Here is a 25,966-nt window from a genome sequence, read left to right as displayed (position 1 = left end):
GCAAACCCTTTACTCCCACTTGTTATGTACGACCTCATTATCGTCGGCGCGGGTGCGCTGGGTACGTTCCATGCCTACCATGCCGCCAAAGCCGGGCTGCGCGTGTTATTGCTCGAAAAAGATGCGCGGCCCGTGGGGGCTACCGTCCGGAATTTCGGGCAGGTGGTGCCGTCGGGATTGGCGGGTCGTTGGTTCGACCATGGCCGTCGCAGCCTCGATATCTATAAGGAACTTCAGGCGCAAACTGACCTGACCGTGCGCACCAACGGCACCGTCTACGTCGCTTCCGATGCCGACGAATGGGCGTTGGCCAATGAGTTGCACGACTACTACCGCGCCCTCGATTATCCAAGCGAACTACTCTCCAAGGCACAGTGCCTGGCTAAGTACCCGGCCCTGCAACCCGATTATGTGATGGGCGGGCTTTTCTTCGCGCAGGAGTTGAGCGTTGAGCCCGACCAGATGATTCACCGTCTGATTGCCTATTGCCGCGAACGGTACCGCGTCGATTACCGCACCGGTCAGGCGGTTGTCGACGTTCAGTCAAATTATGGCGGGGCGGTCGTGACCATAGCGAGTCGTGAGCGGTTCGAGGCCGGGCGGGTGCTCATTTGCAGCGGTCACGAGATGCGGTTACTCTATCCTGAGATTCTCAGCGAGGCGGAGTTGATTGTGAGCAAATTGCAGATGCTCCAAACCCAGCCCATGGCCGATGCAGGGCTTGTCGGAAATATTCTCACGGGCCTGACCATCCGCCGGTACGAAGCCTTCCAGGCGTGCCCTTCCTACGCGAGCCTGCAAACGCCAGAATATTTGCAAGAATTGAAAAAGTGGGGTATTCATATCCTGTTCAAACAGGCGCTCGACGGCTCGTTTATCCTCGGCGACTCGCACGAATACGCCCCGGCTACCGAGGCTGAAACGCTTGGCTTCGACACCCACGAATACATCAACAACCTTATGCTCGCCGAGGCGCAGCGGATTGTTCGTTTCCCGATTCAGGTACGTCGGGCATGGGCCGGGTTCTATAGCCAGACTGATCGGGAAATTTTCGAATACGATATCGACGGTCATATCCGACTCATCACGGGCATCGGCGGCAAGGGTATGACCTCCAGCGCAGGCTACGCTGAGCAAAGCATTCGAACGCTGTTTCCGCTTACTTAGGCATATTAACGTACCGTGAACCAACCAGCTGATTGCTTCACAAACGCTTGACCGCCAGTCAATATTGGCGTAATAGGCCGAACCTACTTTTGCAGTTGAACCAAAAAGGAATTCAATCTGCAAACGTATGGAAGCCAATGTTTTACAGTATTTTATCCGAGCTACCACAGCGGTTTATGACCACCGGTGGGCCCGGCTTATGCTCGCGCTGGTAGCGGGCCTATTCCTGAGTCTTTCCGGGCAGGCGCAAACCATTACGGGACGCATCGTTTCGGCTGACGATCAGGCACCGCTGCCGGGCGTGTCGATCCTGGTGAAAGGCACCGGTGTGGGCACGACCAGCCAGGCCGATGGTACCTATACCATTAACGTACCCAGCGCGCAGGCCAGCGGTCGCGCCGTGCTGACGTTCTCGTTTATCGGGTTTGCATCGCGTGAAGTGGCGGTTGGTAATCAGTCGCGCATCGACGTGGCCATGCAGCCCGGCGACCAGCAACTGTCGGAAGTGGTCATCACCGCGTTGGGTATCAAGAAAGACGTGCGCCAGACGGGTGTGGCCATTCAGCAGGTCGACGGGGCCACACTTGTGAAAGCCCGCGAGCCCAACCCCATCAACAGCCTCGTGGGTAAAGTGGCCGGCCTCACCATCGGAGCCAGCGCCGAGCTGCTACGCCGCCCCACCATCGCCCTGCGCGGCAATACCGACGTGTTGTTTGTAGTAGACGGGGTGCCAATCAACTCGGATACCTGGAACATCAGCAACGACGACATCGAAACCTATACCGTGCTGAAAGGCGCATCGGCCTCGGCGTTGTACGGATTTCGGGGGAAGAACGGGGCCATCCTGATCACGACCAAACGCGGCTCGAAAGACCGGCGCGGCTTCTCGGTGGAGGTGAATACGAGCCAGCAACTCGACAACGGCTTTATTGCCATTCCCAAAGTACAGGACCAGTATGGCCCCGGCGATCACGGCGTGTATGCCTTTGGTGATGGAAAGGGCAACGGGCTCAACGACGGTGACTACGACATCTGGGGGCCCCGCTTCGATGGGCAACTGATTCCGCAGTACGACAGCCCGGTGGTGCCTGGCCAGACATTTACTACCAAATTTGCTAACGGTAACTCGTTCACCAGCAACCGCCAGCCCACGCCCTGGGTGGCCCGCGGCAAAGACAACCTCACGCGTTTTCTACAAACGGGGGTTCTGTCGACCAACAACATCGCCATTTCGTCGACGGGCGAAAAACACGACCTGCGCTTTTCGATTTCGCAGAACTACCAGCTCGGTCTGGTACCCAACACGAAGCTGAATATCACCAACTTCAACGTGTCGGCGGGCTACAATTTCACGCCGAAGCTGCGGTTTGAGTCGAACCTGAACTTCAACCGCCAATACACCCCCAACTTCCCCGACGTGAACTATGGTCCCAACTCGATGATTTACAACATCGTAGCCTGGGGCGGTGCCGACTGGAGCATCGACGACATGAAGCAGATCTGGCAGCCGGGCAAAGAAGGCACGCAGCAGATCTACGCCGAATACCAGCGGTACAACAACCCCTGGTTTATGGCCAAGTACTGGCTCCGCGGTCACTACAAAAACGACCTGTATGGCTACACCTCGCTGCGCTACAAACTAATCGATGGGCTTGAACTGACGGCCAAAACGCAGCTGACGACCTGGAACCTGCTCCGCACCGAAAAATTCCCCTATTCGATGACGGTATATGGCCGCGAAGAGGCCCGGGGCGATTACCGCGAAGACCGCCGCAACCTGTTCGACAACATCAACCAGGTGCTGCTGCAATACAACAAACCGCTCTCGAAGGCCATCAGCCTGAATGCGCTGGCGGGGGGCGAAATCCGGGTGCTCAACTACAACGCCGACTGGGCCAGCACCAACTACCTGAACGTACCTGGCGTGTATAACTTCGCCAACTCGTCGAACCCCGTACTGGCCAGCAATTACACCGCCGATATGCGCGTGTACTCGGCCTACTACTCGGCCGACGTGTCGTTCCGCGACTACGCCACCCTCTCGACAACGGGTCGGATGGATAAGCTCTCGACCCTGCCGCAGGCCAACAACACCTACTTCTACCCGTCGGTGGCGTTGAGCACAGTGGTGTCTGACTACGTAAAACTGCCGTCGGTGGTGTCGTTTCTGAAACTGCGGGCGTCGTATGCCAACGTGAAAGACGCCCTCACCCAGTCGACCATCGGCAGCACGCCGGGCTTGTCGTTCCCGCTGGGTTACGGCGACGACTACGCCTCGGCCTACGGTGGCCCAACGTACCAGAACTCGGCCGTGTATAGCACGTCGTTGCAGTACAATAACAAACCGGCGGCCTATTACACCAACACGCTGAATAACCCCGACATCAAGCCCAACTCGACCTCGCAAACCGAAATTGGCCTGGATGCCCGTTTCCTCAACAACCGCATTGCGCTGGATGCCGCCTATTACATCAGCAACGATGGTCCGCGCATCTTCAGCCTCCCGATTTCGGGCGTAACGGGCTATAATGCCCGCCTCGTCAACGGGATCAGTACGCAGAAAAAAGGATGGGAAGTGTCGGTAACGGGCAAGGCCCTGCGCCTGCCCAGCGGGCTGAGCTGGGATGTGGTCGGGAACCTGTCTGGGTACGTTGAACGGCTGAAAGAAGTGTATCCCGAAGGGGGCATCAACACCTTGCAGTCGAGCTATTTCGTGGGAGGCAGCAGCAGCAACCGGTTCCTGAACGTGGGCGACCGCACCGATGCCTTTTACTCGGGCGCCTTCATCCGCACAGCCGATGGTCAGCTCATCAATGATGCCGGTGGGCGGCCCATCGTCAATCCGGTGTCGCAGTTGCTGGGTTACGTCAATCCGAAATTTGTGTGGGGGCTCAATAACCGCTTCGCCTACAAGAACCTGAGCTTCAGCTTCCAGTTCGACGGGCGCGTGGGCGGTGTGATCGGCGACTACGTACAGCAGAAAACCTTCCAGGGTGGCCGCAACATCGAGACGGTCGAAGGCGCGCTGGGAATAGCTCGTGCCAACGACGTGCAGAACATCAAATCGTATGTGGGCGAAGGCGTGCAGGTCGTCAACGGGGCGGCCATCAAGTATGACGCGCTGGGTAACATCACCAACTACAACGAACTTCAGTTTACGCCTAACACGACCCAAACCTTCGCCCAGGACTATGTGGCCCGGGTGTATGGGCAGACCGAGGCGTTCCTCATCAGCCGCAGCTACGCCAAACTGCGCGAGGTGGTTATCGGCTACTCGCTGCCGCAATCGCTGCTGGGCCGGGTGGGTATCCGGCAGGCCACGGTCTCGCTAGTGGGCCGCAACCTGCTCTACTTCGCCGAACGGACCGACATCGACCTCGATCAGTTCGTAACGGGTGGCGTATCGAGCCTGCAAACGCCCACGACGCGCCGCTACGGCATCAACCTGAATCTGACATTCTAAAGCACAGGCGGGTTTGGGGCGGCCGAACGCTACCCCAAACCCGCCCATTCGTCATAGCCATGAAATTCATCCAAATTTTCGCTTTCGCTGCTACCCTTATGCTCACGGTTAGTGCCTGTGAGCAGCCGTTCAACGAACTGGAAAAAGATCCTAACCGGGCCACCACTGCCCCCGCCTCGCTGGTGCTGGGCGGCGTGCTCAACGACCTTTACAACAGCACCTACGGCGGCGGCGCCTGGGGCGACTACCAGCGCTACAACCAGTATTACGCCAGCAATTACAATTACTACGCCACCAACGAATACACCTGGACGCAGACTTCCCTGTACTTCACAACCCTGAAAAACGTGGTGAAGACGGAAGAAGAAGCCAAACGCGTGGGCCTGCCCGACCAGAACCCCTACACGGCGCTGGGCAAGCTGTTCCGGGCCATGCTGTTCGAGAACATGACCAAGCGCGTCGGCGACCTGCCCCTGACCGACGCCCTTCAGGGCCTGACCAACCTTACGCCGAAATACAACAGTCAGAAAGAGGTGTATGTGCAGGTGCTGAAATGGCTCGATGAGGCCAACAGCGATCTGGCCGCGCTCATCGCCAAAGGGGACAACAACCTGCAAGGCGACATCTATTACAACAACAGCCTGGCCAAGTGGCAGAAAGCCGTAAATACCTTCAAGATGCGGGTGCTGGTGAGCCTGAGCGCCAAGGAAGCCGACGCCGACCTGAACGTGAAAACCCGGTTTGCCGAGGTGCTGGCCAACCCTACCAAATTCCCGCTGATGACCAGCATGGACGACAACCTGCAATACGTCTACAACAGCACCTTCAACAAATACAACCGCAACCCGGACAACTTCGGGCAGAATGCCACGCGCGAAAACATGACGACTACGTACCTGGGTACGTTGACGAGCCTCAAAGACCCGCGTACGTTTGTGGTGGCCGAGCCCGCCGCCGCCAAGCTGAAGTCAGGCCTGCAACCCACCGATTACGCGGCCTTCGTGGGGGCGTCGTCGGGCGAAGACCTGGCTATCATGTCGTCGAAAGCCAATCAGGGCGAGTATTCGTTCCAGAACCGGCGCCACTACTACAGCACCTACACTGCCGAGCCATTTATCCTGCTGGGCTACCCTGAGCTACTTTTCACAGTGGCGGAGGGTATCAACCGGGGTTGGGCATCGGGATCGGCTGAAGACAGCTACACGAAAGGCATCCAGACGTCGTGGGCGTTCTACGGCCTGAAAGACGGGGCCAACGACGTCTTCTTCTCGGCCGATGGCGGCTATAAGGTCTTCAATACGTACTCGGTGCCCGTTAGCTACGCCACCTATTACGCACAGACGGCGGTGAAATATGCCGGTAACAACGCCAACGGACTGAAACAGATTCTGACCCAGAAATATCTGGCCATGTTCCAGCAGTCGGGCATGGAGGCCTGGTACAATCAGCGCCGGACGGGCGTACCCACGTTTGAGGTAGGGCCGGGTACGGGCAACAGTCAGCGGATTCCGAAGCGGTGGCAGTATCCCACTACCGAGGCGGCCTACAACGCCGATAATTACAAAGCCGCCATCACTAGTCAGTATGCTGGTAATGACGATATTAACGCCCTGATGTGGCTACTTAAATAAGAAGCTTGTCCATAAACCTATAAGGTTTCCAAAACCTTATAGGTTTGCTCATTAACCGATTAAACCAAATGCGCTTTTTCTTTCTGTGGGTCAACTTATTGCTGGGTACGTCGGTGCTGGCGCAACCGGCTCAAAACATCGTGCTGGTGACGCTGGATGGCGTTCGCTGGCAGGAGGTGTTCAACGGGGCCGATTCGACGTTACTTTTCGATCCGGTGTTCAGCCGCGATACCTCGGCCGCCCGTAAGGCATTCTGGGCCACTACGCCTACCGAACGGCGGCAGCGGCTGATGCCTTTCTTGTGGAATACCATCGGAACGCAGGGGCAGCTCTACGGTAACCGACAGTTGGGGAGCCGGGTCAACGTGTCGAATCCGCATTGGTTCAGTTACCCCGGCTACAACGAAATCCTGAGCGGGTATGCCGACGATCGCATCAAGTCGAACGACAAAATCGACAACCCCAACCTGACGGTGCTGGAGTTCCTGAACCGGCAACCTGCCTTTGCGGGGAAAGTAGGCGTTTTTTCGTCGTGGGATGTCATCGAAGTAGCCGTCAACGAAAAGCGGAGCGGTATCTACGCCAGTTCGGCCAATGAACCGAGCCAACCCACCACCGCCACCGATTCGCTGCTGACCGACATGACCCGCCTGCTGCCCCGCCCCTTTGGCGACGGCGTCCGGGCCGATATGCTGACCTATTTTGCGGCCCGCCAGTATGTGAAACAAAAAGCGCCGCGCGTGCTGTTTTTATCGTTCGACGAAACCGATGATCTGGCTCATGCCGGGCAGTATCCCGAGCACTTGCAGATGGTACAGTCGATTGACCGCTACCTCGCCGATCTGTGGCAGTTTCTTCAGCAAACCCCACAGTATGCGGGCAAAACGGCGTTGCTCATCACTACGGATCACGGCCGGGGCCATACGCCTAAAGCCCGCTGGAAAGACCACGGCACCAAAACCGCCGACTCGTACCAGATCTGGCTGGGGGCGCTTGGGCCGGGCGTCGCTACGTCGGGTGAGCAGAAAAACGGGCCCGTTCTCTTTCAGAATCAGATCGCGGCTACACTGGCTCAACTGCTGGGGCAGACCTTTACGGCCGACCATCCCGTTGGTCCCGCGATTGACCTTACCGGCCGCGCAAAACGGTAGATGCCGTTTAATCAGCCAAAACCATGAGTTATCTTCCATGAATCGCCGTTCTCTTTTAAAAGCTGCCGGGGCGTTGCCGCTGCTGTCGGTCACCAACCCCACGCTGGCTGCACCCCAACGGGCGGCACGGGTGCTTCGGTTTGCCTACCTTGGCGACACCCACATTCAGGCCGAACGCAAACCGATGCAGAGCCTGAGCAATTGCCTGCATCATATCCAGAAACAGGCCGACAAACCCAGTATGCTCCTCCACGGCGGCGACGTGATCATGGATGCACTGGGTCAGGACCGCGACCGCGTACAGGCGCAATGGACGGCCTGGCAGCAGGTGATGAAAGCCGACAATTCGCTGCCTATTCAGTACTGCATCGGTAACCACGATGTCTGGGGCTTTTCCGGGGCCAAAACCGACCCGATGTGGGGCAAGAAATGGGTCGCCGATCAGCTTCAGCTGAACGGCCGTTACCGGAGCTTCGATTGGCCCGCAACAGGGAAGAATGGCTGGCATTTTATTATCCTCGACAGCACGCAGCCCGACGCCAACGGCAAGTGGTACACGGCCCACCTCGACCCCGAGCAACTCGACTGGCTAAAAGCCGATCTGGCCAAGACCGACGCCAAAACGCCCATCCTGATCCTGTCGCACATCCCGATTGTATCGGCCACGGTTTTTTACGATAAACAGAACGTGAAAGAAGGCAACTGGCTCATTCCCGGCAGTTGGAACCACACCGACGCCACCGACCTGATCGAGTTGTTTGCCCGGCACCCCAACGTAAAAGCCTGCCTGAGCGGCCACATGCACCTGCTCGACCACGTCACCTACAACAACGTGCAGTATTTCTGCAACGGGTCGGTATGCGGCAACTGGTGGGCGTCGGATACCTATCATCAGACCAAAGCGGGTTACGCCCTATTCGACCTCTATGCCGACGGCACCCTTAACCGAACCTACGTATCCTATGAATGAAATTGCCGACCTGTTCACCCAAAATGGGGCCGCCGCTTATTATGGCGAACCCGTGACACAACTGGCCCACGCGCTGCAATGCGCCCAACTCGCTGAAGAGGCCGGTGCCGATGCCGAAACTGTCGCCGCGGCCTTGCTGCACGACATCGGCCATATGCTGCCCGTTCCCGACGGCACGGCCTACATGGACGACTATGGCACCGTAGATCACGAAGGGTTGGGTGCCGATTTTCTACGGCAGCAGGGTTTTTCGGAGAAAGTGGCGCAACTGGTTGAACACCATGTCAATGCCAAGCGGTATCTGGTTTTTAAAAACGCCGATTACCGCGCGCGCCTCTCGGAAGCCAGCCAGCAAACGCTGCTCTTTCAGGGTGGCCCCATGACCGCCGACGAAGCCGCCGCGTTTGAGCAGCACCCCTATTTCAAGCCGATCATTCAACTGCGGTTATGGGACGAACGCGCCAAGCTGATCGACCACCCCACGCCCGACGCTGACTACTACCTCGCCATTGCCGATCAGGTACGTTCGGCGCGGTAAGATTTATTAGCAAATTGATCGTTACCCGGCTGGAGCCGGGCGCTACGTAATGCCCGGCTCCAGCCGGGTAACGATGCCATAAACGTTCGCTCTTTCTACAGCAACGTACCCAGCCGCTGCGCCAGCTGTTCAATGTCGGCGCGGCGGGCTAGTACGTTAAGCCAGTCGGTAGGGATTTGCGTAATGCCGTAGTACAGGCCCGCCAGCCCGCCCGTCACGCAGCCCGTAGTGTCGGTATCGCTGCCCAGATTGACGGCTTTTAGCACGGCTTCTCTATAAGAATCTGTCGTGAGAAAACACCAGAGGCTGGCTTCCAGCGTGTGTATAACGTACCCGGACGAAGCGATGTCTGCCTCGGCATAGTCGGGCAGACGCCGACCTTCGTTGCTACCCGCGCGACCCAGTATGCGACCAAAATGAGCCAGCTCGCTTTCGGTCAATTCAGGTACGTTAGTAACAAAGTCAAGCACGCGTTGCCGGGTCGTTTGTAGCGCCTCGTGTTTGTCTGTGCCTTGCAGCAGTTCGAGCGCGTATTCACAGTACAGAAAGCAGGCAAGAATCGACCGACTATGCCCGTGCGTTAGGCTCGAAACGTCCGCTACGCGCTCATAACGCTCCCGAATCGGTAAATGCTGAAGCACAAAAACCAACGGTAGTATCCGCATCAGCGACCCGTTGCCATTGTCGTCTTCGTGTTTTCCTCCAGCCAGCGTAGGGCTTATACCGGTCGCCAGCCGCCCCAACGCTTTCGATGTGGCAATGCCGATATCGAATACGGTGCCATGGGGTGTCCAGTAGCCATGTTCGTTCCAGTTGATAAACCGCCGGGCCAAGTCATCGAGGTCATAGCCATGACAAAGGCTTTCGGCCAGACAAAACACGAGCGAGCTATCGTCTGACCACGTACCCGGCGGCTGGTTATGCGTGCCATAGCCCTGCATGGTTGTCACCGGCTCGGCTACCAGCGCCGCCCGCCTCTGAAACTCGACGGGCACACCAAGGGCATCGCCGACCGCCAGTCCGAACAGGGCAGCGGTTATTTTTTGGGCATCTATGTCCATTAGCTTTCGTATGTAGTAGGCTTGGTTCATTCAACCAATAATCTATTAATCAATCGTTTATGGTTTATAAGCTAGGTGTTCTTATAGATACTGTTGACCAAGCTTTAACCTACGGCTGAGGAGTGGGTCAGATATGACAATAGGAGTTTCCTCGACAACAATCAGATCAGCCAGATTACGATCGGCTACCCGCTCTGATTGTTCTTTCACGAAATCGGTTACGTCTTCGATTGACTGAATCCACTCATTAGCAAATGCCCGTAACGTATTGCCCCTTATACCAAGCTGAATAGCCCGGCGCGGTAGCCGGTTGCCTAAGGGGTCATGATCTGGATCCCACTGTAACCGTACATCGGATAGCGCCAGTGCGGCCTGCCAATCGCTTTCAGTGGTATATATCGCTGGTTGATATGATGAATAGACGGCCTGCTCCAACAAAGAAATGAAGTGATGCAGGGGTATCTCAATAGCCAGAATACGCTCCTGATTGGCTTTTGATGCCCAGCCGGCCCTATACATCATCCACAAAAAATTGGGCTTGATCCACGACATTCGGTTAAACGAGTATGTCGACCCGCCGAAGCGTTGATGCTGAACGGCATACCAAGCAATTGCCTCATTAAATGCCTGATAAACAACGATAGACTCACCGCGAAGCTGCCCTAGAATATGATATCCCTCCTGTGGCAGCGTGCGTTCATATTGACTGTAGGGGATTAGGCGTAATTGCATATTGTCTCATAATTGATTCGCCAGCCGCGCCCGGATGTCGGCCAGGGTCTGGGTACGTGTCAGTTGGCCGTCGCGGAAGACGGGTTGGAGCAGGCCTGTGGCTTCCTCATCCCAGGTACATTGGTCGTGTAGCACTAGCCGCCCGTTTTCCTCTACGACCCGAAGCAGACCGCGGGCCGATCGCTTGGTACCACTGTCGGTTTTGGGGTCTTTGAAAATGGCGCGGGCTTCGCCGTTCACTTCCCCATATGTGGCTTTCACGGCAAACCCGAACGTATCGCGCGTGACGTATTCGTAAGTGTACGAGCCAATGCCCAGCACCACGTTGAACGAGGCAAAGCCCTTCTGTTTCAGTTGCTCCAGAATGCGAAGCTGCCGCTCGGTGGTGATGCTGTCGCCGTAGATCAGGCCAATGTGGCTGTCGAGCAATTTATAACCCCGCTCGGTGCGGGTACCGCCGAAGGTTTCCCACAGGCACTCGATGGCGCCCTTATAAGCCGGGCTACCCGGTTCGGCATCGGGATCGCCGCATATAATCTTCACCGGATCACCTGAATCGGGCCGAATCACCACCTTGCCGTCCCGCGCCAGAATCTGGTTTTTCAGTTGGGGCAGAAACTCCGTCACCACGCGCCAGAAATCCCAGGTATCCGACACAATCGAGACCACGCCCGCCGGGTAAACCGTTGTAATGAGACGCTCAAACGTGTCGATTTCACTGTCTTTCAGGCCCATACACATGACTGAGTGTTCCGTAGCCGGGACGGAGCCACCCACTAGTTCGGTGTCGCCATTGGCACCGTAATAGGTTTCGAGAAAGTCAATGGCGGGCACCGAATCGGTTCCGGTGAAGCTCATCAGGTGCCCGGCCCCACTCAGCACCGCATCTTCCACGCCCGACATGCCCCGCATCGAAAAGTCGTGCCCCTGCCAGCCGACGAAGTCGCGGTTACCCACGGTTTCGTCAGCATATTGGTCGAACACCCGCCGGTAGGTCCGGGCGGTGGTGGCCGACGTGCAGGGTTTCCAGAGCACACACGAAATGAGGGTTTCGAGGTAGTTGGTCAGCCAGAAAAAGTCGGGGTGGGTATTCCGCATGGTCAGCATCGGCACTTTCAGTGGTACCGCTGTCCCTTCAGGTAAGGCCTTGATCTCAAGCGGTAGGTAACCCAGGTCGTGCAACGCGCCAATGTGGGCCACGTCGATCGCGCCCGGCCCCAGCGCGGTGTCCATCCGGCGCCGATAACGGGCCAGCACCTGCGCTTTGGGTTGCTGAAAAAAGCCTTCATTCCACTGCCGGATCAGGTATTCCTGCACAAAGTATTGCAGCCCGAAAAAGACAACCTCGTCGGTGCCGTCGACCCGGCTGCTGCGGGGCGTCAAGTTACTGTAGACCAACTCAGTACCCTCAGGATACTGGCGGCGGTGATCGGCCTTGTAAAAGTCGATGAGTGTCAGCGGGTTCAGTGTCATGGTTGTATCGGTTATAACGTGAGTAATGTGGCTAAGTCGATCTGCGTCAGGCCATCGGCAGCGAGCAGCGTCGAGAAACTAGTGGTGGTATAGATATGGTCGAGTACGCTGGTCAGTGGGGCGATTCCCCGGCTGAAGATACCGTGCGATACCGCCAACGACACACTGGCGGGTTGCTGGGTACGTAGTTCAGCCGCCAGCCCCACGAACGTACCCCCGCCGTCGCAGATGTCGTCGACGATGAGGCAGTGCCGCCCCTGTAGGCTGTCAGCAAAGACGCGAAAGCCAGTGAGGGCACCCGTCTTCACGTCGCGCTCCTTGTCGCAGACCACCACCGGCACCCCACCCAAGGCTGTTGATAGCTTGTGAATTTTCTTCAGTGCACCGGCGTCGGGTGCCACCAGACAGACCGTTTCGCGGTCAAACTGGGTGAGTACCTGTTCGATAAACGCATGGTTGGTAATGACCTGCACCCCATTCAGCAAGGCGGGTGTCACGTCGGAATGCGGGTCGTAGACGTAGATCTGCTCGTAGTGCTGCGCGTTGATGAGATCGGCATACAGGCGCACGCTCAGGGGTTCGCCGGGCACCATCAGCCGGTCCTGCCGGGCGGCCGGGAAGTAAGGCAACAGCAACGAAAGCCGCCCGTAGCCCGCCCGCCGGAGCGCGTCGGTCGCCAATAGCAGCAGCATGAAATCGGCGGCGTTCTGCGCCCGCTGCGTGATGAGTACAGGCTCATGCGCCGCTACGCCCGACAGATCCAGCTTGATGTGAAGTTCGCCTCCGCTGAAGGTAAACGTCTGAAAGGGAATCGGTTTGGCAGCGGTGGGCGTAAAACCCGGGGAAAGATGTAACGCCAGCATATCGTTTTGCGTAAATTCTACGCAAATGTAAGTACGTCACGTTTTTCGCCAATTTATTTTGCGTAAATTCTACACATAATGAGCCAACGGTCATTTTATATCGAACAGAAACCCACCGGCGCGTAGGGTTTCGTAGCGGTCTTTGTCGAAGGCGTAGTGGGTGGCAGGTCGGCCTTTTTCAGGGGTAATTTTCTGCGGCTGCTCGACCAAAACATTGAAACTGAGTACTTTCTTACGAAAATTACGCCGATCGAAAGGCTTGTTCAGAATGGCCGCGTAGAGCCGTTCGAGGTCGCCAAACGGAAACGTTTCGTCGAGCAGGTTCAGGCCAATGGGCTCATAGGTCAGTTTTCCCCGCAGCCGATCAAGCGCGCGCCGGAGAATATCGGCATGGTCGAAAGCCAGCGGAGGCAGGTTGTTCAACGCAAACCAGGCTACATCCTGCGCATCGGTGCTGGCCTGAATCTGAAAATCGGAGGGCCGCACCAGTCCCATGTAGGCCACGCTGACAACACGTTGCCGGGGGTCACGGTCGACGGCTCCGAAGGTATACAGTTGTTCCAGAAAGCGGGTCTGGATGCCCGTCTCTTCCCGCAGTTCACGCTGGACGGCCTCTTCCAGTGTTTCGTGCGGGGCCACAAAGCCACCGGGTAAGGCCCACTGGTCTTCGTAGGGCGGATATTTTCGGTTGATGAGCGCCACAAACAACTGCCCATCGCGGTAGCCAAACACCACCGCATCGACCGTCAGCCGGATCGTCTCGTCAGGTACGTTCATACAAAGGTCAACTCACACCCACTCGTGTTAAGTTATGGTAACAAAGAAACAGAAGCGGGCGGCATTCTTTATCTTGCTCGTATGAAATCGCCTGCTTTTGCGTCGAACTCGGCGGCCCTTACTGCTTTTGGCGCGGTGGCCGCGTTCTGCACCTACGCCTGTATGTACGCTTTCCGCAAAGGCATCACCGCCGTCACGTTCGACGGCATGGCCTTCGCGGGCATCAATTACAAAATCTGGCTCGTGACGGCGCAGGTGCTGGGCTACGCCGCCTCGAAAGGCATCGGCATCAAGATCGTGTCGGAGATGACGCCGGGGCGGCGGGCGGCGGCGATTCTGGCCTTTGCGCTGGTACCCGCCCCCTGGAACATCGTCTTTCTGTTTCTGAACGGCCTGCCCCTCGGCATGGTCTACGGCATCATGCTGGGCTTTCTGGAAGGGCGCCGCCAAACCGACGCCATGGTGGCGGGGCTGACGGCCTCGTTCATTTTCGCGTCGGGTTTCGTCAAAACGGTAGCGCTGACCATAAAAGCCAGTTGGGGCGTGTCGGAGTTCTGGCTTCCCTTCGTGACGGGGATGCTGTTTGTGGCCCCCATGCTGGTGTCGATTTACGCCCTGACGCGGCTCCCCCCACCCACCGACGAAGACCGCGCCCTGCGCACCACCCGCCAACCCATGAACCGGCTCGAACGGCAATCGTTTGTTAGCGAGTTTGGGCCGGGGCTGGCGCTGCTCATCGGCAGCTACGTGCTGCTTACCGCCTTTCGCGACTTCCGCGATAATTTCGGGCCGGAGATCATGAAAGACGCGGGCGTGCAGAATCCCGGCATCTTCGCCCAAACCGAAACGCTCATTGCGGTAGGTATCCTGATCGTGATGGCGCTGTTACAGCGGGTTACGGACAATTTCCGGGCTTTCGCGCTACTCAATGGCCTCATGCTGCTGGGTGGGGCCACCGTGGGCCTCAGCACCTGGGCCTACACGGCGGGCAACCTGTCGGCAGGTACGTGGTTTCTGCTGACGGGCCTGGGGCTCTATATGGCCTACGTCCCCTGCAACGGCTTATATTTTGAGCGGCTGGTGGCGGCGTTCCGGTACGTGGGAACAGTCGGGTTTATGGTCACACTCGCCGACTGGTACGGTTATCTGGGCAGCGTTGGGGTGCTACTGTATAAGAACTTCGGACAGGGTACAATCAGCTACCGGCAGTTTTTCGTCTACGGCGCTTACACCCTGGCTGTTATCTATGGCCTGCTGGTGTTAGCGTCTTTCCTTTATTTCCGAACCCGCTACCGCCAAACGGCAGCCACCAGGCAGGTTGTGGGTATGTTGTGAAAACACGTATAACAGAACCCCTAAAAACCAATCACAGACGGCTGACTCGCAACGCTGTTTTGCTGGCAATTAACTCAAAGTCCGTATCGTTGTGCAACAACGTCATCCCACTCATCAGGGCGTACTGAGCGATCAGGCAGTCGTTTGCCTTACGAATCGTGATGCCTTGTTTGCGTAACGTGCGGTAGGTTGTCGCCGCCGCAATGGCCATATCAAACGGATCGGCCTGAAACTGTTCCAAAGCCAGTAAGCTACTTCGAACAAGTTCATACTGAACATCTTCGCGAACACCCTGTAACGTTTCCTGTAAGATAACCGGGGCAATCCAGATAGGATAATCGGCCATCAGGTACGTTGCGATTCGGTTTGTCTGGGGCGTTCCTACGCCCTTGAACCAATCTATCCAGACACTAGTATCGACCAGGATTGGCTCCATCACAACTGCCGCATGGCGTCAAGGTCACCCTCCCACTGTACCTTCCCCCGTAAGGCCAGGAGCTGTTGACGTTGCAACGTTTTAACGAGGTTGTTCAACGCCAACGTCACAACCTCCTTCTTCGTCTTGGCATTGCTTAATGACAGCGCCTGCTTAACAAGCTTGTCGTCTAGATCGATGTTCGTCCGCATAGCGTAACTGATTTATACACAAAAATAAAGCAATCCATGTGTATAAGCTAGCCGGCCTACGCCCCGCTCTTACGCTTCTCGAGCCAGTCTTTCACGGCGGGACCGGTACCGAATGGCCACGGGCGAAGCTCGGCGATGGGTGTGATTTTTACGGCCTGAAGCTCCGTTTCATCCATAACAATCTCGCCGGTGGCTCGCACATGGTAGGTGAAAATGATCTCGTTGCGCTGGAAAAACGGGTAGATGCCCAGAAATTCGACGATCTCGACCTGCGTCAGCCCGATCTCTTCCTGAATCTCGCGCAGGATGGCGTCGGCGGGCGCTTCGCCCCGTTCCAGAAAGCCCGTCACCAGCCCGAACCAGTCGGCGGGCCAGCCAACGTTCTGGGTGAGTACCACCGTGTCGTTATCATACTCGACAATGGCGCCCACCACGGGCAATGGATTGTCGTAGAAGACGTACCCACAGGGTTTGGAACAAGCCAGTCGATCGCGCCCGCTCACAGGCTGCAAGACCAGTGGTGACGCGCAAACGGGGCAAAAGTTGAGTTTCGGCATGGTAGGTAGAGACGCAATCCCTTGCGTCTAATCAGGCGCCAGCAATTCGTTGTGCATTACTAAAACCCATGGCTGACGCGAAAGGAGACGCAAGGGATTGCGTCTCTACAGTTCGTCCCAAAAATTCTCGATGGCCGCCAAGCATTCGTCTACGGTATTGGTTACGAGCAGCAGGGCGCGGTTTTCGGGTTTCAGGAAACCGTCGGCCACGCAGCGGTCGAGCTGTTGCAACATCAGGTCGTAATAGCCGTCGACATTGATGATGGCGATAGGGCCGTCGTAGAGTTTGAGCTGACGCCATGCCAGAATCTCGAACAGTTCGTCGAACGTACCGTAACCACCCGGCAACGCGATCACGCCTTTGGCCAGATGCACCATTTTGTACTTCCGCTCGTGCATCGTTTCCACGAAGTGAATTTCGGTCAGCGTTTTGTGCGCGACTTCCAGCTCAGCCAGAAAATTCGGGATAACGCCCGTCACTTCACCGCCATTCAGCAGTACCGTATCGGCCACGTTGCCCATCAAACCAAATCCACCTCCGCCATAAATCAGGCGGATTCGGCGAGCCGCCAGTTTCTGGCCCAGTTCAACGGCCACTTCTTTATAAATCGGCTTCACCCCCGGCGATGAGCCACAATACACAACAATGCTTTGCATAAAAAATAGCGTTTGACGTTTGCGGTTTAAGGTTTGATGTTGGTCGATGCAACAGCTAACGTCAAACCTTAAACCGCAAACGTCAAACAAGTTTTGTTAAGTCCAATCCGCCGAACGTACCTGAACTCATCATCAGAAACACGTCGGCGTTTGTTTGGTTTTGGTGGAGAAAATTGGTCAGGTCAGCGGTTTCCGTGAAGACAGCCAGATCGGGTTTGTTAAAGGCGGCCCGGATATCGTCAGGCGAGATCGGCTCCAGCCGTTTGATGGCCAGCGTGTGGGCATTGTAGTACACCGCCGCCAGGTCGGCCGCGTCGAGCGTGTGCTCATACTGGCTCAAGAACGCTTTATTGAGGCTGCTAAACGTGTGCAATTCCACACAGGCGAGCAGGCGTTTGTCGGGAAATTGTGCTTTCACGGCTTCCGTGGTGGCTTCGACTTTCGAAGGGGCATGCGCAAAGTCGCGATACACGATCTGCGTATCAGTCTGCACCACCGTTTCCAGCCGACGAGCCGCCCCGGCAAACGTCTGGATCGCTTCGTAGAACTGTTCGTCGGATACACCCAGCCGATCGCAGACGGCCATAGCTCCCGCGATGTTCTTCATATTATGCAGACCAAACACCTGCAACGGTACTTCTTTCCCGTCGGTGGTCGTCAGGTACGTTCGGCCGTCCCGAATCAGGTGCGGATGCGCATCGTAGGGCACTTTCTGCACATCGGGACGTTCTTTCTCGCCGATCACGTCGAGCAGATTATCGGTTTCGTCGAACAGAAGTACCCCGGCTTTGGGCATCTGATCAGCCAGCAACTCAAACTGATCGACGTACTCGTCGTAGGTCGGGTAGATGTTGACGTGATCCCAGGCGATGCCGCTGATGAGGGCCATGTGCGGCTGGTAGTGCAGGAACTTGGGCCGCCGGTCGATGGGCGACGAGGCATATTCATCGCCTTCAATGATGATCACAGGTGCCCCGCTGGCATCGCTGTCGCCGGTCAGTTTCACCATCGTTTCGAAACCGTCGATCTGCGCGCCCACCAGGTAATCAAACTGCCGGTTGTGGTGTTTCAACACGTGCAGAATCATCGACGTGATGGTGGTTTTACCGTGGCTACCGGCAATCACGACCCGCTGTTTCTGGCGGCTCTGCGCGTAGATGAATTCAGGATACGAGAAAATAGGGAGCCCCAGCTCCTGCGCCCGGGCCAGTTCGGGGTTGTCGGCGCGGGCGTGCATACCCAGAATGACGCCGTCGAGTCCCGCGTGCAGGCGATCGGGAAACCAGCCCATCTGATCGGGTAGCAGCCCCCGTTGGGCCAGCCGGGTGCGGGCGGGATCGTAAATTTCGTCGTCGGAGCCGGTGATGGTGTGCCCCTGCTGATGAAGCGCCATGGCCAAGTTGTGCATGGCCGACCCTCCAATAGCAATAAAGTGATATGCCTGCGGCATGAAGGAAAGTTTACAGGTTACCGTTTACAGTTTTCAGTTAGTCCGCTTTCAACGCGCATGGCCCGGTGGCAACGCAACGGCAAACTGTACACTGTAAACTTTTTTCCAGACGAAGGTAGCGACTATCTTCGTTTAGCGGATAATGAGTTCCCCACTGACTATGAACTGGAGAAACGGCCTGGCGGCTGGATTGTTGGTATTGACTGGGTACGTTGGTCGGGCGCAGGCTCCGGTGGCGACCCCGCCCGCCTCGGCGTATAAAGGCGAAAACCTGGGTCCGCAGGTCAATTCGATCTACAACGAGGGCAATCCGCTCATCAGCCCCGACGGTAAAACGCTGTATTACACCCGCGAAGACCATCCCAACAACACCAAATTTGCCGACAAAGACAACGGCAGTTCCGACATCTGGTATTCGGAGTGGCAACCCAGCAACCAGTGGGGTCCGGCCCGGCGGATGGGCTCACCGCTGAACCAGTTCAACCACAACGCGGTGTTCAGTATCACGCCCGACGGCAATACGCTGCTGTTGCGCGGGGCCTACGTGAATGGGCAATACGAAACGCGCGGTTTCTCGATCAGCAAACGTACCCAAAGCGGTTGGGGCGTCCCCGAAAAACTGAACATCGCTAACTATGAAAAGCTAAGCAAAGGTCAGTTCGATTTTGCCTACCTGACCGTCGACGGCAAAACGCTGCTGCTGTCGTTCAGTGAAAAACGCAACGGCCTGAAAGACGATCTGTATGTCTCGTTTCGGCAGAAGAACGGCTCGTGGAGCGAACCCATGAACCTCGGTGCCGACGTAAATACCGACGACTTTACAGAAACGACGCCGTTTCTGGCACCCGACGGCGTGACGCTCTATTTCTCGACCAACCGGCCCGGTGGGCAGGGCGACAACGATGTGTGGGTAACCCGCCGCGTCGACAAAACCTGGAAACGTTGGTCAAAGCCGCAGAACCTCGGCCCCGGCGTGAACACCGACGGCTATGATGCGTACTACTCCATCTCGGCCCTCGGCGACAACGCCTTCCTGACTACGTTCAAAGGCGTTCAGGGCAAAGGCGGCGACATCGTTCGCATCAACATGGTACAGCCCACACCGCCCAAGGGCGCAGCCGATTCCACCACACTCGCCCAGAACGACCCAAACAAGAACGGAGACCCCATCTCGCGCCCCGACCCGGTGGCAATGATTTCAGGTGTGGTAGTTGACCAGAAAACGGGCCGCCCCATTGCCGCCGAGATTATTTACAGTACCCTACCCGACGGCGCCGAAGCCGGCCGCGCCACCGCCGACCCGGTTACGGGGCAGTACAAGATCGTGTTGCCCTACGGCCAGAAGTATACCATGCGGGCCGTCACGCCTGATTACATTGCCGTGGGCGAAAGCATCGACCTGACAAACAAACCCACCGGCCCGGCTACGGCCATGCTCGAAATCAAAGGAAAGGAACTGAAGCTGGTGCCGATTCTGGAGGGAGAAGTCGTCCGGCTGAATAACGTCTTTTTCGATACGGGTAAAGCCATTCTGCGCGACGAATCAGGGCCCGAACTCGACCGGATTGTGGCATTGCTCAACGACAAACCCAAGCTTGTGATTGAGGTAGACGGCCACACCGACAACACCGGCTCCAACGAGGTCAACAACAAACTCTCGCAGGACCGCGCCGACGCCGTACGCGAATACCTGATTGGCAAGGGCATCGAACCCGACCGCGTCGCCAGCAAAGGTTTCGGCGAAAGCAAGCCCGTAGCCACCAACGATACCGACGAAGGTCGCCAGCAAAACCGCCGCGTCGAATTTGTGATTCTGAAAAAGTAAGTGCTCCTGACTGGAAACGCAGACAGAACCCCTATTCCCGTTTTTTTTGTTATAAACGAAACCTTAATCTATGGCAACGTTCATTATCGATGTAGAAGACCGGAAGGTGCGCTTTATCAAAAACCTGCTCAAGCACTTCTCCTTTGTGACCATTCAGGAAACGCAGCCTGACGAAGACACAGACGAAGAGGTAATCGCTAATATCCGGCAGGGTGTTAAGGAATTACGACTGGTTGAGCAGGGTAAATTGAAGAGCCGTCCAGCACGTGACTTTCTGAACGATTTATGAGTTATCGGGTCGAGACGATTGCTCATTTTGAGCGCGAGGCTAAGCGATTAAAGAAGAAATATCAGTCGCTCAAAGAAGAAATTAACGGGCTAATTGACATCTTGAAGAGGATCCTTTTCAAGGTACACCGCTTCGTGACGGCTTTTATAAAATCAGGCTGGGGATTCGCTCGAAGGGCAAAGGCAAACGGGGCGGCGCAAGGGTTATCACCTGCGTGAAAGTGGTGGCCGAAACGGTGTATCTCGTCTCGATTTACGATAAATCCGAGCAGGCCGACATCAGTGATAATACGCTGGATGAGTTACTAGCCGAATTACCGACCGATTAAACCGCGCCTGTGTAAGCGACAGACTACTTCCGTCGGATATTTGCAGCCATGTGGCAAATCTGGATTGATACGGGCGGCACCTTCACCGACGGCCTCGCTCTCGACCTCACCGGCACTTTACACCGAACCAAGGTACTCAGCAGTAGTCGGCTGCGGGGGCAGCTTATCGACGGGCGGGTAACGGCCCCCTGGCTTCTGGCCCCAATTTTCGATGGCTACACCCTCCGATTGGTGGAGACAGACAAAACGTACCGGATACAATCGTTATCCGCTGAGGGCCATTTGCAATTGGCCGAAGGAACCCCGCCGCAGCGGGGCAGGCTGTACCCAGCCAACGCCACGATTGAGTTATACACGGGTGAAGAAGCGCCCGTGCTAGCGGCGCGCCTACTCACCCAAACACCACTGCACCAGCCATTTCCGGCGCTGGAGATGCGGCTAGGGACGACCAAAGGCACCAACGCCCTGCTCGAACGGAAAGGCGGCCGCGTGGCATTGCTGGTCACGGAGGGTTTCCGCGATCTGCTGCTCATTGGCACTCAACAACGCCCCGACCTCTTCCAGCTCGCCATTCCACCCGCCGACGTGCTGTATGACTCCGTACTGGAGGTGCCGGAACGCCTCTCGGCTGACGGGGCAATCATCCAACCCCTGACCAGCGAGGCAATCGCTAGTCTGATTACCCAACTCCACGACCTTCGGCCCGACGCCGTAGCCCTGTCGCTGCTGAACGCCTACCAGAATCCCATTCACGAAGAGCAGCTCACCGATGCGCTCACTGCTGCCGGCTTCACCATCGTTACGCGGTCGACTGCCGTATCGACCGCGCCGGGGTACGTGTCGCGTACACAGACAACGGTGGCCGATGCCTACCTGACGCCCGTTTTGCGAACGTACCTGACCAACGTACAAACCCAATTGGGCGGGCACCCGGTCCGGCTTATGACGAGCGCGGGTGGGTTGGTCCGGGCCGATTTGTTTCAGCCCAAAGACAGCCTGCTGAGTGGTCCGGCGGGGGGCGTCATCGGCGCAGCGGCGGTAGCCCCAACCGATGCCTTGCTAACGCTCGACATGGGCGGCACCAGCACCGACGTCGCCCGCATCGTCGACGGGCAGCCCGACTACCGTTTTTCCACCGCCATCGGTCCGTTTGAGTTGCAACTACCCTCACTGGCCATCGAAACAGTGGCGGCGGGGGGCGGCTCCATCTGCTGGTTCGACGCCCTGACGGGGCAGTTGCGCGTTGGCCCGCAAAGTGCGGGCGCCAATCCCGGCCCGGCCTGTTACGGTGCTACGCCATCAGGTACGTTGCCCAACCTCACCATTACCGACGTCAACCTGTTGCTGGGCAGGCTGCATCCCCAGCAGTTTGGCATCCCGGTCTTCATCGACAAAGCACAGGCCGCGCTCGACGCGGTGGTTGAACAGGTGAGCCGGGTAACGGGGCAGCCTACCGATGCACTCGATTTATTACAGGGCTTCGCCCGCATTGCCGACGAAACGATGGCCGGTGCCATCCGCAAAATCTCGGTGGCGCGGGGGTTCGATCCGGCGCAGTATAGCTTGCTGGTATTTGGCGGAGCGGGCGGGCTGCATGGTTGCGCCGTGGCCCGCCTGCTAGATATGAACCGTCTTATTCTGCCATTCGACGGAGGACTGCTCAGCGCGTATGGCATTGGTCAGGCACAGATCGAACGCCGGGCGGGCCAACCCATATTGCGCCCATTGACGGCAGTGCTGGATGAGCTAGCCAACTGGTTTGACGAACTGACAAAGCGAGCCACGGCCGAATTGCGCCAGGATATCGGAGAGGCAGGAGCCATAGGTACGTTGGCTCAGACTGCGTTTCTGCGCCTACAAGGTCAGGAGGCGACGGTGCCGGTTGTTTTTTCAGCAACTGAGATAGACTCGTTGGAGACGCTCTTTCGGCAGGCTTACCAGCAACGCTACGGGTACGTTCCCGAAAACCGGGCGGTCGAAGTGGAAAGCATCCGCGTAACAGTGGGTACGTTGTCCCCACCTCTCGACATGAAGCCCACGCTACCAACCCCACGTCCGGCGCACCCAGCTTTTCAAACTGATCAGCATCCTGCTTACGACTGGACCCAACTTCAACCCGGCGATACCTTCAGCGGCCCGGCACTGCTACTCAACACGACGTCGTCGGCCTTTATCGATGAAGGCTGGTCGCTCACCATTCAGGCGGATAAAACAGCCGTCGCAGCGTGGACGGGTACGTTACTAAAACGGGCTGATAACCAATCGAGCGAGGTCATTCAACTGGAACTGTTTACCCAGCGATTCCGGGCCATTGCGGACGAAATGGGCGCTCAATTGCAGCGAACGGCGTTTTCGGTCAACGTAAAAGAACGGCTCGATTTCTCCTGTGCACTGCTCGACGCCCAAGGGCGGCTGGTGGTCAACGCACCGCACATTCCCGTGCATTTGGGCAGTCTCGGCATCTGCGCCCGGCTGGTTCTCGGCAAACTCGCGCAAGACGGCACGCCCCTCGGCCCCAGCGACATAGCTATTACCAACCATCCGAAATACGGTGGCTCGCACCTGCCCGACGTGACGCTGCTGCAAGGCGTTTACGATGACGAACAACGGCTCATTGGGTACGTCATCAACCGGGCGCACCATGCCGAAATCGGCGGTAAAACGCCGGGCTCTATGCCGCCCGATGCTACCTCGCTGGTCGAAGAGGGCGTTGTGCTGGCCCCGCAGTTCATCATCCGGCAGGGGAATTTCCGGTGGGAAGGCGCGCTGGAAACGACCTTCGCGCAGGCAACATACCCAACCCGCGCCCTGGCCGAAAACCGCGCCGATCTGGAAGCGGCCATTGCCTCGCTCCGGTCAGGCGAAACGGCCCTGCAAGCGCTGGTTTGGACCTATGGTCTCGATGCCGTGCATCAGTACATGGGTCGGTTGCAGCAGTCGGCAACGGATGCCATCCGGGCGGTGCTCGCACAATATGAAGGCCAGACGTTCGAAGCCACCGAAACCCTCGACGACGGACACCCGATTCAGGTACGTATGTCGGTGCAATCCGACGTCCCGGGTGACCCAACGCTGATGATCGACCTGACGGGTACGGGCGATGTGCATCCCAACAACCTCAACGCCAATATCTCTATCCTGCATTCGGCGGTGCTCTATGTGCTGCGGCTATGGGTGGGGCAGCACGTCGACGCCACCAATATTCCACTCAACGAAGGCCTGATGCTGCCCGTCCGGTTCGTGCTGCCCGACGCATCGTTGCTAAACCCGGTTTTCCTCGACGATCCAGCACAATGCCCGGCAGTGGTGGGGGGCAACACGGAGGTAAGTCAGCGATTAGTCGATACGTTGCTAAAGGCGTTGCAGTTGGCCGCGTGCAGTCAGGGTACGATGAACAATTTTCTGTTTGGCGACGACATGCTCGGCTATTACGAAACCATCGGCGGCGGCGCGGGAGCCACACACGGGCAAGCGGGGCGGTCGGGTGTGCATCAGCACATGACCAACACCAAGCTCACCGACCCTGAAACCCTCGAACGCCGGTATCCGGTACGTCTGTGGCGGTTTGGCCTGCGCCCCACTTCGGGCGGGGCCGGGCGGTGGCGCGGCGGCGATGGCCTAGTGCGCGAGATCGAGTTTCTGGCCCCCATGCAGGTGACGCTGGTGAGTCAGCACCGCACGGTTGCGCCCTATGGCCTCGACGGCGGGCAACCCGGCCAACCCGGTCAGCAAACGCTCATCGGGCCAGATGGTACCGAGACCCCATTGCCCGGCCTGTTCTCCCGTCGCCTACTTATCGGCGAGCGTATTCGGCTCGAAACGCCCGGTGGCGGCGGCGTTGGGGTTTAGTTCAAGATCCAATGTCCAAAATGGGCTCATGCGTCTTAACGTACGTAGGTAAACTTTGAACCTTGGACATTGGACCTTGAACTAAATGGGCATCAAACTTTGAACTAAATTTGCCTTATGATTGAGCAATTAGAAGCCATACGCGAACGCTTCGACGAAGTGGGGCAGCAGATTGTGCAGCCCGAGGTGGTCTCAGACCCCAAACGCTTCATGAAGCTGAGCAAAGAATATAAGGAACTCGACAAGATCGTGCAGCAGTACGTGTCGTATCAGCAGGTGCTGGCCGAAATCGAAAACGCCCGCCAACTGATCGCGACCGAAAAAGACGAGGATTTCCGCGAGCTCGCCAAAGAAGAGCTGGAACAACTGCAACCCCGCCGCGATCAGCTGGAGGCCGACCTGAAGGAGATGCTGATTCCGAAAGACCCCAACGACAGCCGGAACATCATTCTGGAGGTGCGCGGGGGTACGGGTGGCGACGAAGCCGCCATTTTTGCGGGCGATATTTTCCGTATGTACCAGCGTTTCTGCGACAAAATGGGCTGGAAGATGTCGATCGTCGACTTTACGGAAGGCTCATCGGGCGGTTACAAAGAGATTGTAGCTGAAGTGGAGGGCGAAGATGTCTACGGCAAGATGAAATTCGAGTCGGGCGTACACCGGGTACAGCGCGTACCCGCCACCGAAACGCAGGGACGCATTCACACCTCGGCCGCCAGCGTGGCCGTATTGCCCGAAGCTGAGGAGGTCGACGTGGACCTGAACATGAACGACATCCGGAAAGATACCTTCTGTTCGTCGGGCGCGGGTGGCCAGTCGGTAAACACCACCTACTCGGCCGTACGGCTAACCCACATCCCAACGGGGCTTGTGGTACAATGCCAGGACGAACGGTCACAGCTGAAGAACTTCGACAAGGCGCTGACCGTATTACGCTCACGGCTCTATGAAATCGAGTTACAAAAGCATAACGACGCCATTGCTTCGCAACGCAAAACGATGGTGGGCAGCGGCGACCGGTCAGACAAGATACGTACTTACAATTACCCGCAAAGCCGCGTAACCGACCACCGTATCGGTATGACGGTATACAACCTGCCTGCCGTGATGGATGGCGACATCGGCGATTTTATTGAGCAGCTCCGCATCGCCGAAAACGCCGAACGCCTCAAAGAAGGTGCGGGGGCGTAACGGGAACAGCCGACACTACACAGTTGTTTATC

The 25,966-nt window shown here is 57.3% G+C and carries 23 protein-coding genes; 13 read left to right on the top strand and 10 right to left on the bottom strand.

All coding sequences use genetic code 11. The annotated features are described in order from the left end of the window. The first annotated feature begins 24 nt into the window (after positions 1 to 24). The 6 genes from ACAW74_RS21485 to ACAW74_RS21460 all read left to right on the top strand — a co-directional run bounded on the left by ACAW74_RS21485 (position 25) and on the right by ACAW74_RS21460 (position 8,920). On the top strand, positions 25 to 1,167 hold the full coding sequence (locus ACAW74_RS21485; protein WP_370700292.1) for a TIGR03364 family FAD-dependent oxidoreductase: 1,143 nt from the start codon (positions 25 to 27) through the stop codon (positions 1,165 to 1,167). 127 nt (positions 1,168 to 1,294) lie between these two features. Further along, positions 1,295 to 4,630 carry a SusC/RagA family TonB-linked outer membrane protein gene (locus ACAW74_RS21480; protein ID WP_370700291.1) on the top strand — a complete coding sequence of 1,112 codons (3,336 nt, stop codon included), beginning with the start codon at positions 1,295 to 1,297 and terminating at the stop codon, positions 4,628 to 4,630. Between the two features lie 59 nt (positions 4,631 to 4,689). Then, on the top strand, positions 4,690 to 6,261 hold the full coding sequence (locus ACAW74_RS21475; protein WP_370700290.1) for a SusD/RagB family nutrient-binding outer membrane lipoprotein: 1,572 nt from the start codon (positions 4,690 to 4,692) through the stop codon (positions 6,259 to 6,261). Positions 6,262 to 6,329: 68 nt separating this feature from the next. Further along, positions 6,330 to 7,412 carry an alkaline phosphatase family protein gene (locus ACAW74_RS21470; RefSeq protein ID WP_370700289.1) on the top strand — a complete coding sequence of 361 codons (1,083 nt, stop codon included), beginning with the start codon at positions 6,330 to 6,332 and terminating at the stop codon, positions 7,410 to 7,412. A gap of 37 nt (positions 7,413 to 7,449) precedes the next feature. Then, positions 7,450 to 8,382, top strand: a complete 933-nt coding sequence (locus tag ACAW74_RS21465) for a metallophosphoesterase family protein (protein WP_370700288.1) — start codon at positions 7,450 to 7,452, stop codon at positions 8,380 to 8,382. Then, the gene (locus ACAW74_RS21460; protein WP_370700287.1) at positions 8,375 to 8,920 is read left to right on the top strand and encodes an HD domain-containing protein; all 546 of its coding nucleotides are present in this window, start codon (positions 8,375 to 8,377) and stop codon (positions 8,918 to 8,920) included. The genes ACAW74_RS21465 and ACAW74_RS21460 overlap by 8 nt, the downstream gene beginning before the upstream one ends. Positions 8,921 to 9,015: 95 nt before the next feature. Here ACAW74_RS21460 and ACAW74_RS21455 read toward each other — a convergent pair whose 3' ends face one another. The 5 genes from ACAW74_RS21455 to ACAW74_RS21435 form a co-directional block, all read right to left on the bottom strand. Then, positions 9,016 to 10,011 (bottom strand): ADP-ribosylglycohydrolase family protein, encoded by a 996-nt coding sequence (locus ACAW74_RS21455; protein ID WP_370700286.1) that lies wholly within the window; start codon positions 10,009 to 10,011, stop codon positions 9,016 to 9,018. Positions 10,012 to 10,062: 51 nt separating this feature from the next. Beyond that, entirely contained in the window at positions 10,063 to 10,713 is a 651-nt protein-coding gene (locus ACAW74_RS21450) for a DUF4291 domain-containing protein (protein ID WP_370700285.1), read from the bottom strand. A gap of 6 nt (positions 10,714 to 10,719) precedes the next feature. Then, a complete protein-coding gene (locus ACAW74_RS21445) occupies positions 10,720 to 12,186 on the bottom strand; it encodes a nicotinate phosphoribosyltransferase (RefSeq protein ID WP_370700284.1) in 1,467 nt (488 codons plus the stop codon). 11 nt (positions 12,187 to 12,197) lie between these two features. Further along, positions 12,198 to 13,049, bottom strand: coding sequence for a ribose-phosphate diphosphokinase (gene prs, locus ACAW74_RS21440; protein WP_370700283.1), 852 nt, complete (start codon positions 13,047 to 13,049; stop codon positions 12,198 to 12,200). 90 nt (positions 13,050 to 13,139) lie between these two features. Further along, positions 13,140 to 13,826: an NUDIX hydrolase gene (locus ACAW74_RS21435; protein WP_370700282.1), complete on the bottom strand. Its 687-nt coding sequence runs from the start codon at positions 13,824 to 13,826 to the stop codon at positions 13,140 to 13,142. Positions 13,827 to 13,907: 81 nt separating this feature from the next. Here ACAW74_RS21435 and ACAW74_RS21430 point away from each other — a divergent pair, with 81 nt between their 5' ends. Next, positions 13,908 to 15,161: a DUF5690 family protein gene (locus ACAW74_RS21430; RefSeq protein ID WP_370700281.1), complete on the top strand. Its 1,254-nt coding sequence runs from the start codon at positions 13,908 to 13,910 to the stop codon at positions 15,159 to 15,161. A 31-nt stretch (positions 15,162 to 15,192) separates the two neighbouring features. Here the strand turns inward: ACAW74_RS21430 and vapC are convergent, their stop codons facing one another. The 5 genes from vapC to ACAW74_RS21405 all read right to left on the bottom strand — a co-directional run bounded on the left by vapC (position 15,193) and on the right by ACAW74_RS21405 (position 18,452). After that, positions 15,193 to 15,597, bottom strand: a complete 405-nt coding sequence (vapC, locus tag ACAW74_RS21425; RefSeq protein WP_370700280.1) for a type II toxin-antitoxin system VapC family toxin — start codon at positions 15,595 to 15,597, stop codon at positions 15,193 to 15,195. After that, entirely contained in the window at positions 15,597 to 15,788 is a 192-nt protein-coding gene (locus ACAW74_RS21420) for a type II toxin-antitoxin system VapB family antitoxin (RefSeq protein WP_370700279.1), read from the bottom strand. Before ACAW74_RS21420 ends, vapC begins: the two co-directional genes overlap by 1 nt. A 56-nt stretch (positions 15,789 to 15,844) precedes the next feature. After that, positions 15,845 to 16,345 (bottom strand): NUDIX domain-containing protein, encoded by a 501-nt coding sequence (locus ACAW74_RS21415; protein ID WP_370700278.1) that lies wholly within the window; start codon positions 16,343 to 16,345, stop codon positions 15,845 to 15,847. A gap of 105 nt (positions 16,346 to 16,450) precedes the next feature. Further along, positions 16,451 to 17,002 carry an LOG family protein gene (locus tag ACAW74_RS21410; protein ID WP_370700277.1) on the bottom strand — a complete coding sequence of 184 codons (552 nt, stop codon included), beginning with the start codon at positions 17,000 to 17,002 and terminating at the stop codon, positions 16,451 to 16,453. An 82-nt stretch (positions 17,003 to 17,084) separates the two neighbouring features. Further along, on the bottom strand, positions 17,085 to 18,452 hold the full coding sequence (locus ACAW74_RS21405) for a UDP-N-acetylmuramate--L-alanine ligase (protein ID WP_370700276.1): 1,368 nt from the start codon (positions 18,450 to 18,452) through the stop codon (positions 17,085 to 17,087). A 160-nt stretch (positions 18,453 to 18,612) separates the two neighbouring features. Here ACAW74_RS21405 and ACAW74_RS21400 point away from each other — a divergent pair, with 160 nt between their 5' ends. From ACAW74_RS21400 to prfA, 6 genes are all read left to right on the top strand, one after another. After that, complete coding sequence (locus tag ACAW74_RS21400) at positions 18,613 to 20,277, top strand: OmpA family protein (RefSeq protein WP_370700275.1); 1,665 nt, start codon at positions 18,613 to 18,615, stop codon at positions 20,275 to 20,277. Positions 20,278 to 20,347: 70 nt separating this feature from the next. Next, the gene (locus tag ACAW74_RS21395) at positions 20,348 to 20,566 is read left to right on the top strand and encodes a hypothetical protein (RefSeq protein ID WP_370700274.1); all 219 of its coding nucleotides are present in this window, start codon (positions 20,348 to 20,350) and stop codon (positions 20,564 to 20,566) included. Further along, complete coding sequence (locus ACAW74_RS21390; protein WP_370700273.1) at positions 20,563 to 20,784, top strand: hypothetical protein; 222 nt, start codon at positions 20,563 to 20,565, stop codon at positions 20,782 to 20,784. Before ACAW74_RS21395 ends, ACAW74_RS21390 begins: the two co-directional genes overlap by 4 nt. Continuing rightward, on the top strand, positions 20,718 to 20,894 hold the full coding sequence (locus ACAW74_RS21385) for a hypothetical protein (RefSeq protein ID WP_370700394.1): 177 nt from the start codon (positions 20,718 to 20,720) through the stop codon (positions 20,892 to 20,894). The genes ACAW74_RS21390 and ACAW74_RS21385 overlap by 67 nt, the downstream gene beginning before the upstream one ends. A gap of 48 nt (positions 20,895 to 20,942) precedes the next feature. Then, positions 20,943 to 24,743: a hydantoinase B/oxoprolinase family protein gene (locus ACAW74_RS21380; protein ID WP_370700272.1), complete on the top strand. Its 3,801-nt coding sequence runs from the start codon at positions 20,943 to 20,945 to the stop codon at positions 24,741 to 24,743. A gap of 117 nt (positions 24,744 to 24,860) precedes the next feature. After that, complete coding sequence (prfA, locus tag ACAW74_RS21375; RefSeq protein WP_370700271.1) at positions 24,861 to 25,934, top strand: peptide chain release factor 1; 1,074 nt, start codon at positions 24,861 to 24,863, stop codon at positions 25,932 to 25,934. Positions 25,935 to 25,966: the final 32 nt, after the last annotated feature.

Source organism: Fibrella musci (genome assembly GCF_041321105.1).
Classification (GTDB): domain Bacteria; phylum Bacteroidota; class Bacteroidia; order Cytophagales; family Spirosomataceae; genus Fibrella; species Fibrella musci.
Note: the sequence above shows the minus strand (reverse complement) of the source record. Positions and strands in the feature narration are given on the sequence as shown.

Coding starts and splice junctions, on each gene's coding strand:
- ACAW74_RS21410 (WP_370700277.1), bottom strand. CDS start 17,002: ATGCAAAGCATTGTTGTGTATTGTGGCTCATCGCCGGGGGTGAAGCCG.
- ACAW74_RS21435 (WP_370700282.1), bottom strand. CDS start 13,826: ATGAACGTACCTGACGAGACGATCCGGCTGACGGTCGATGCGGTGGTG.
- ACAW74_RS21475 (WP_370700290.1), top strand. CDS start 4,690: ATGAAATTCATCCAAATTTTCGCTTTCGCTGCTACCCTTATGCTCACG.
- ACAW74_RS21390 (WP_370700273.1), top strand. CDS start 20,563: ATGAGTTATCGGGTCGAGACGATTGCTCATTTTGAGCGCGAGGCTAAG.
- ACAW74_RS21470 (WP_370700289.1), top strand. CDS start 6,330: ATGCGCTTTTTCTTTCTGTGGGTCAACTTATTGCTGGGTACGTCGGTG.
- ACAW74_RS21485 (WP_370700292.1), top strand. CDS start 25: ATGTACGACCTCATTATCGTCGGCGCGGGTGCGCTGGGTACGTTCCAT.
- ACAW74_RS21465 (WP_370700288.1), top strand. CDS start 7,450: ATGAATCGCCGTTCTCTTTTAAAAGCTGCCGGGGCGTTGCCGCTGCTG.
- ACAW74_RS21455 (WP_370700286.1), bottom strand. CDS start 10,011: ATGAACCAAGCCTACTACATACGAAAGCTAATGGACATAGATGCCCAA.
- ACAW74_RS21430 (WP_370700281.1), top strand. CDS start 13,908: ATGAAATCGCCTGCTTTTGCGTCGAACTCGGCGGCCCTTACTGCTTTT.
- ACAW74_RS21480 (WP_370700291.1), top strand. CDS start 1,295: ATGGAAGCCAATGTTTTACAGTATTTTATCCGAGCTACCACAGCGGTT.
- prfA (WP_370700271.1), top strand. CDS start 24,861: ATGATTGAGCAATTAGAAGCCATACGCGAACGCTTCGACGAAGTGGGG.
- ACAW74_RS21400 (WP_370700275.1), top strand. CDS start 18,613: ATGAACTGGAGAAACGGCCTGGCGGCTGGATTGTTGGTATTGACTGGG.
- ACAW74_RS21395 (WP_370700274.1), top strand. CDS start 20,348: ATGGCAACGTTCATTATCGATGTAGAAGACCGGAAGGTGCGCTTTATC.
- ACAW74_RS21380 (WP_370700272.1), top strand. CDS start 20,943: ATGTGGCAAATCTGGATTGATACGGGCGGCACCTTCACCGACGGCCTC.
- prs (WP_370700283.1), bottom strand. CDS start 13,049: ATGCTGGCGTTACATCTTTCCCCGGGTTTTACGCCCACCGCTGCCAAA.
- ACAW74_RS21460 (WP_370700287.1), top strand. CDS start 8,375: ATGAATGAAATTGCCGACCTGTTCACCCAAAATGGGGCCGCCGCTTAT.
- vapC (WP_370700280.1), bottom strand. CDS start 15,597: ATGGAGCCAATCCTGGTCGATACTAGTGTCTGGATAGATTGGTTCAAG.
- ACAW74_RS21420 (WP_370700279.1), bottom strand. CDS start 15,788: ATGCGGACGAACATCGATCTAGACGACAAGCTTGTTAAGCAGGCGCTG.
- ACAW74_RS21405 (WP_370700276.1), bottom strand. CDS start 18,452: ATGCCGCAGGCATATCACTTTATTGCTATTGGAGGGTCGGCCATGCAC.
- ACAW74_RS21445 (WP_370700284.1), bottom strand. CDS start 12,186: ATGACACTGAACCCGCTGACACTCATCGACTTTTACAAGGCCGATCAC.
- ACAW74_RS21415 (WP_370700278.1), bottom strand. CDS start 16,345: ATGCCGAAACTCAACTTTTGCCCCGTTTGCGCGTCACCACTGGTCTTG.
- ACAW74_RS21450 (WP_370700285.1), bottom strand. CDS start 10,713: ATGCAATTACGCCTAATCCCCTACAGTCAATATGAACGCACGCTGCCA.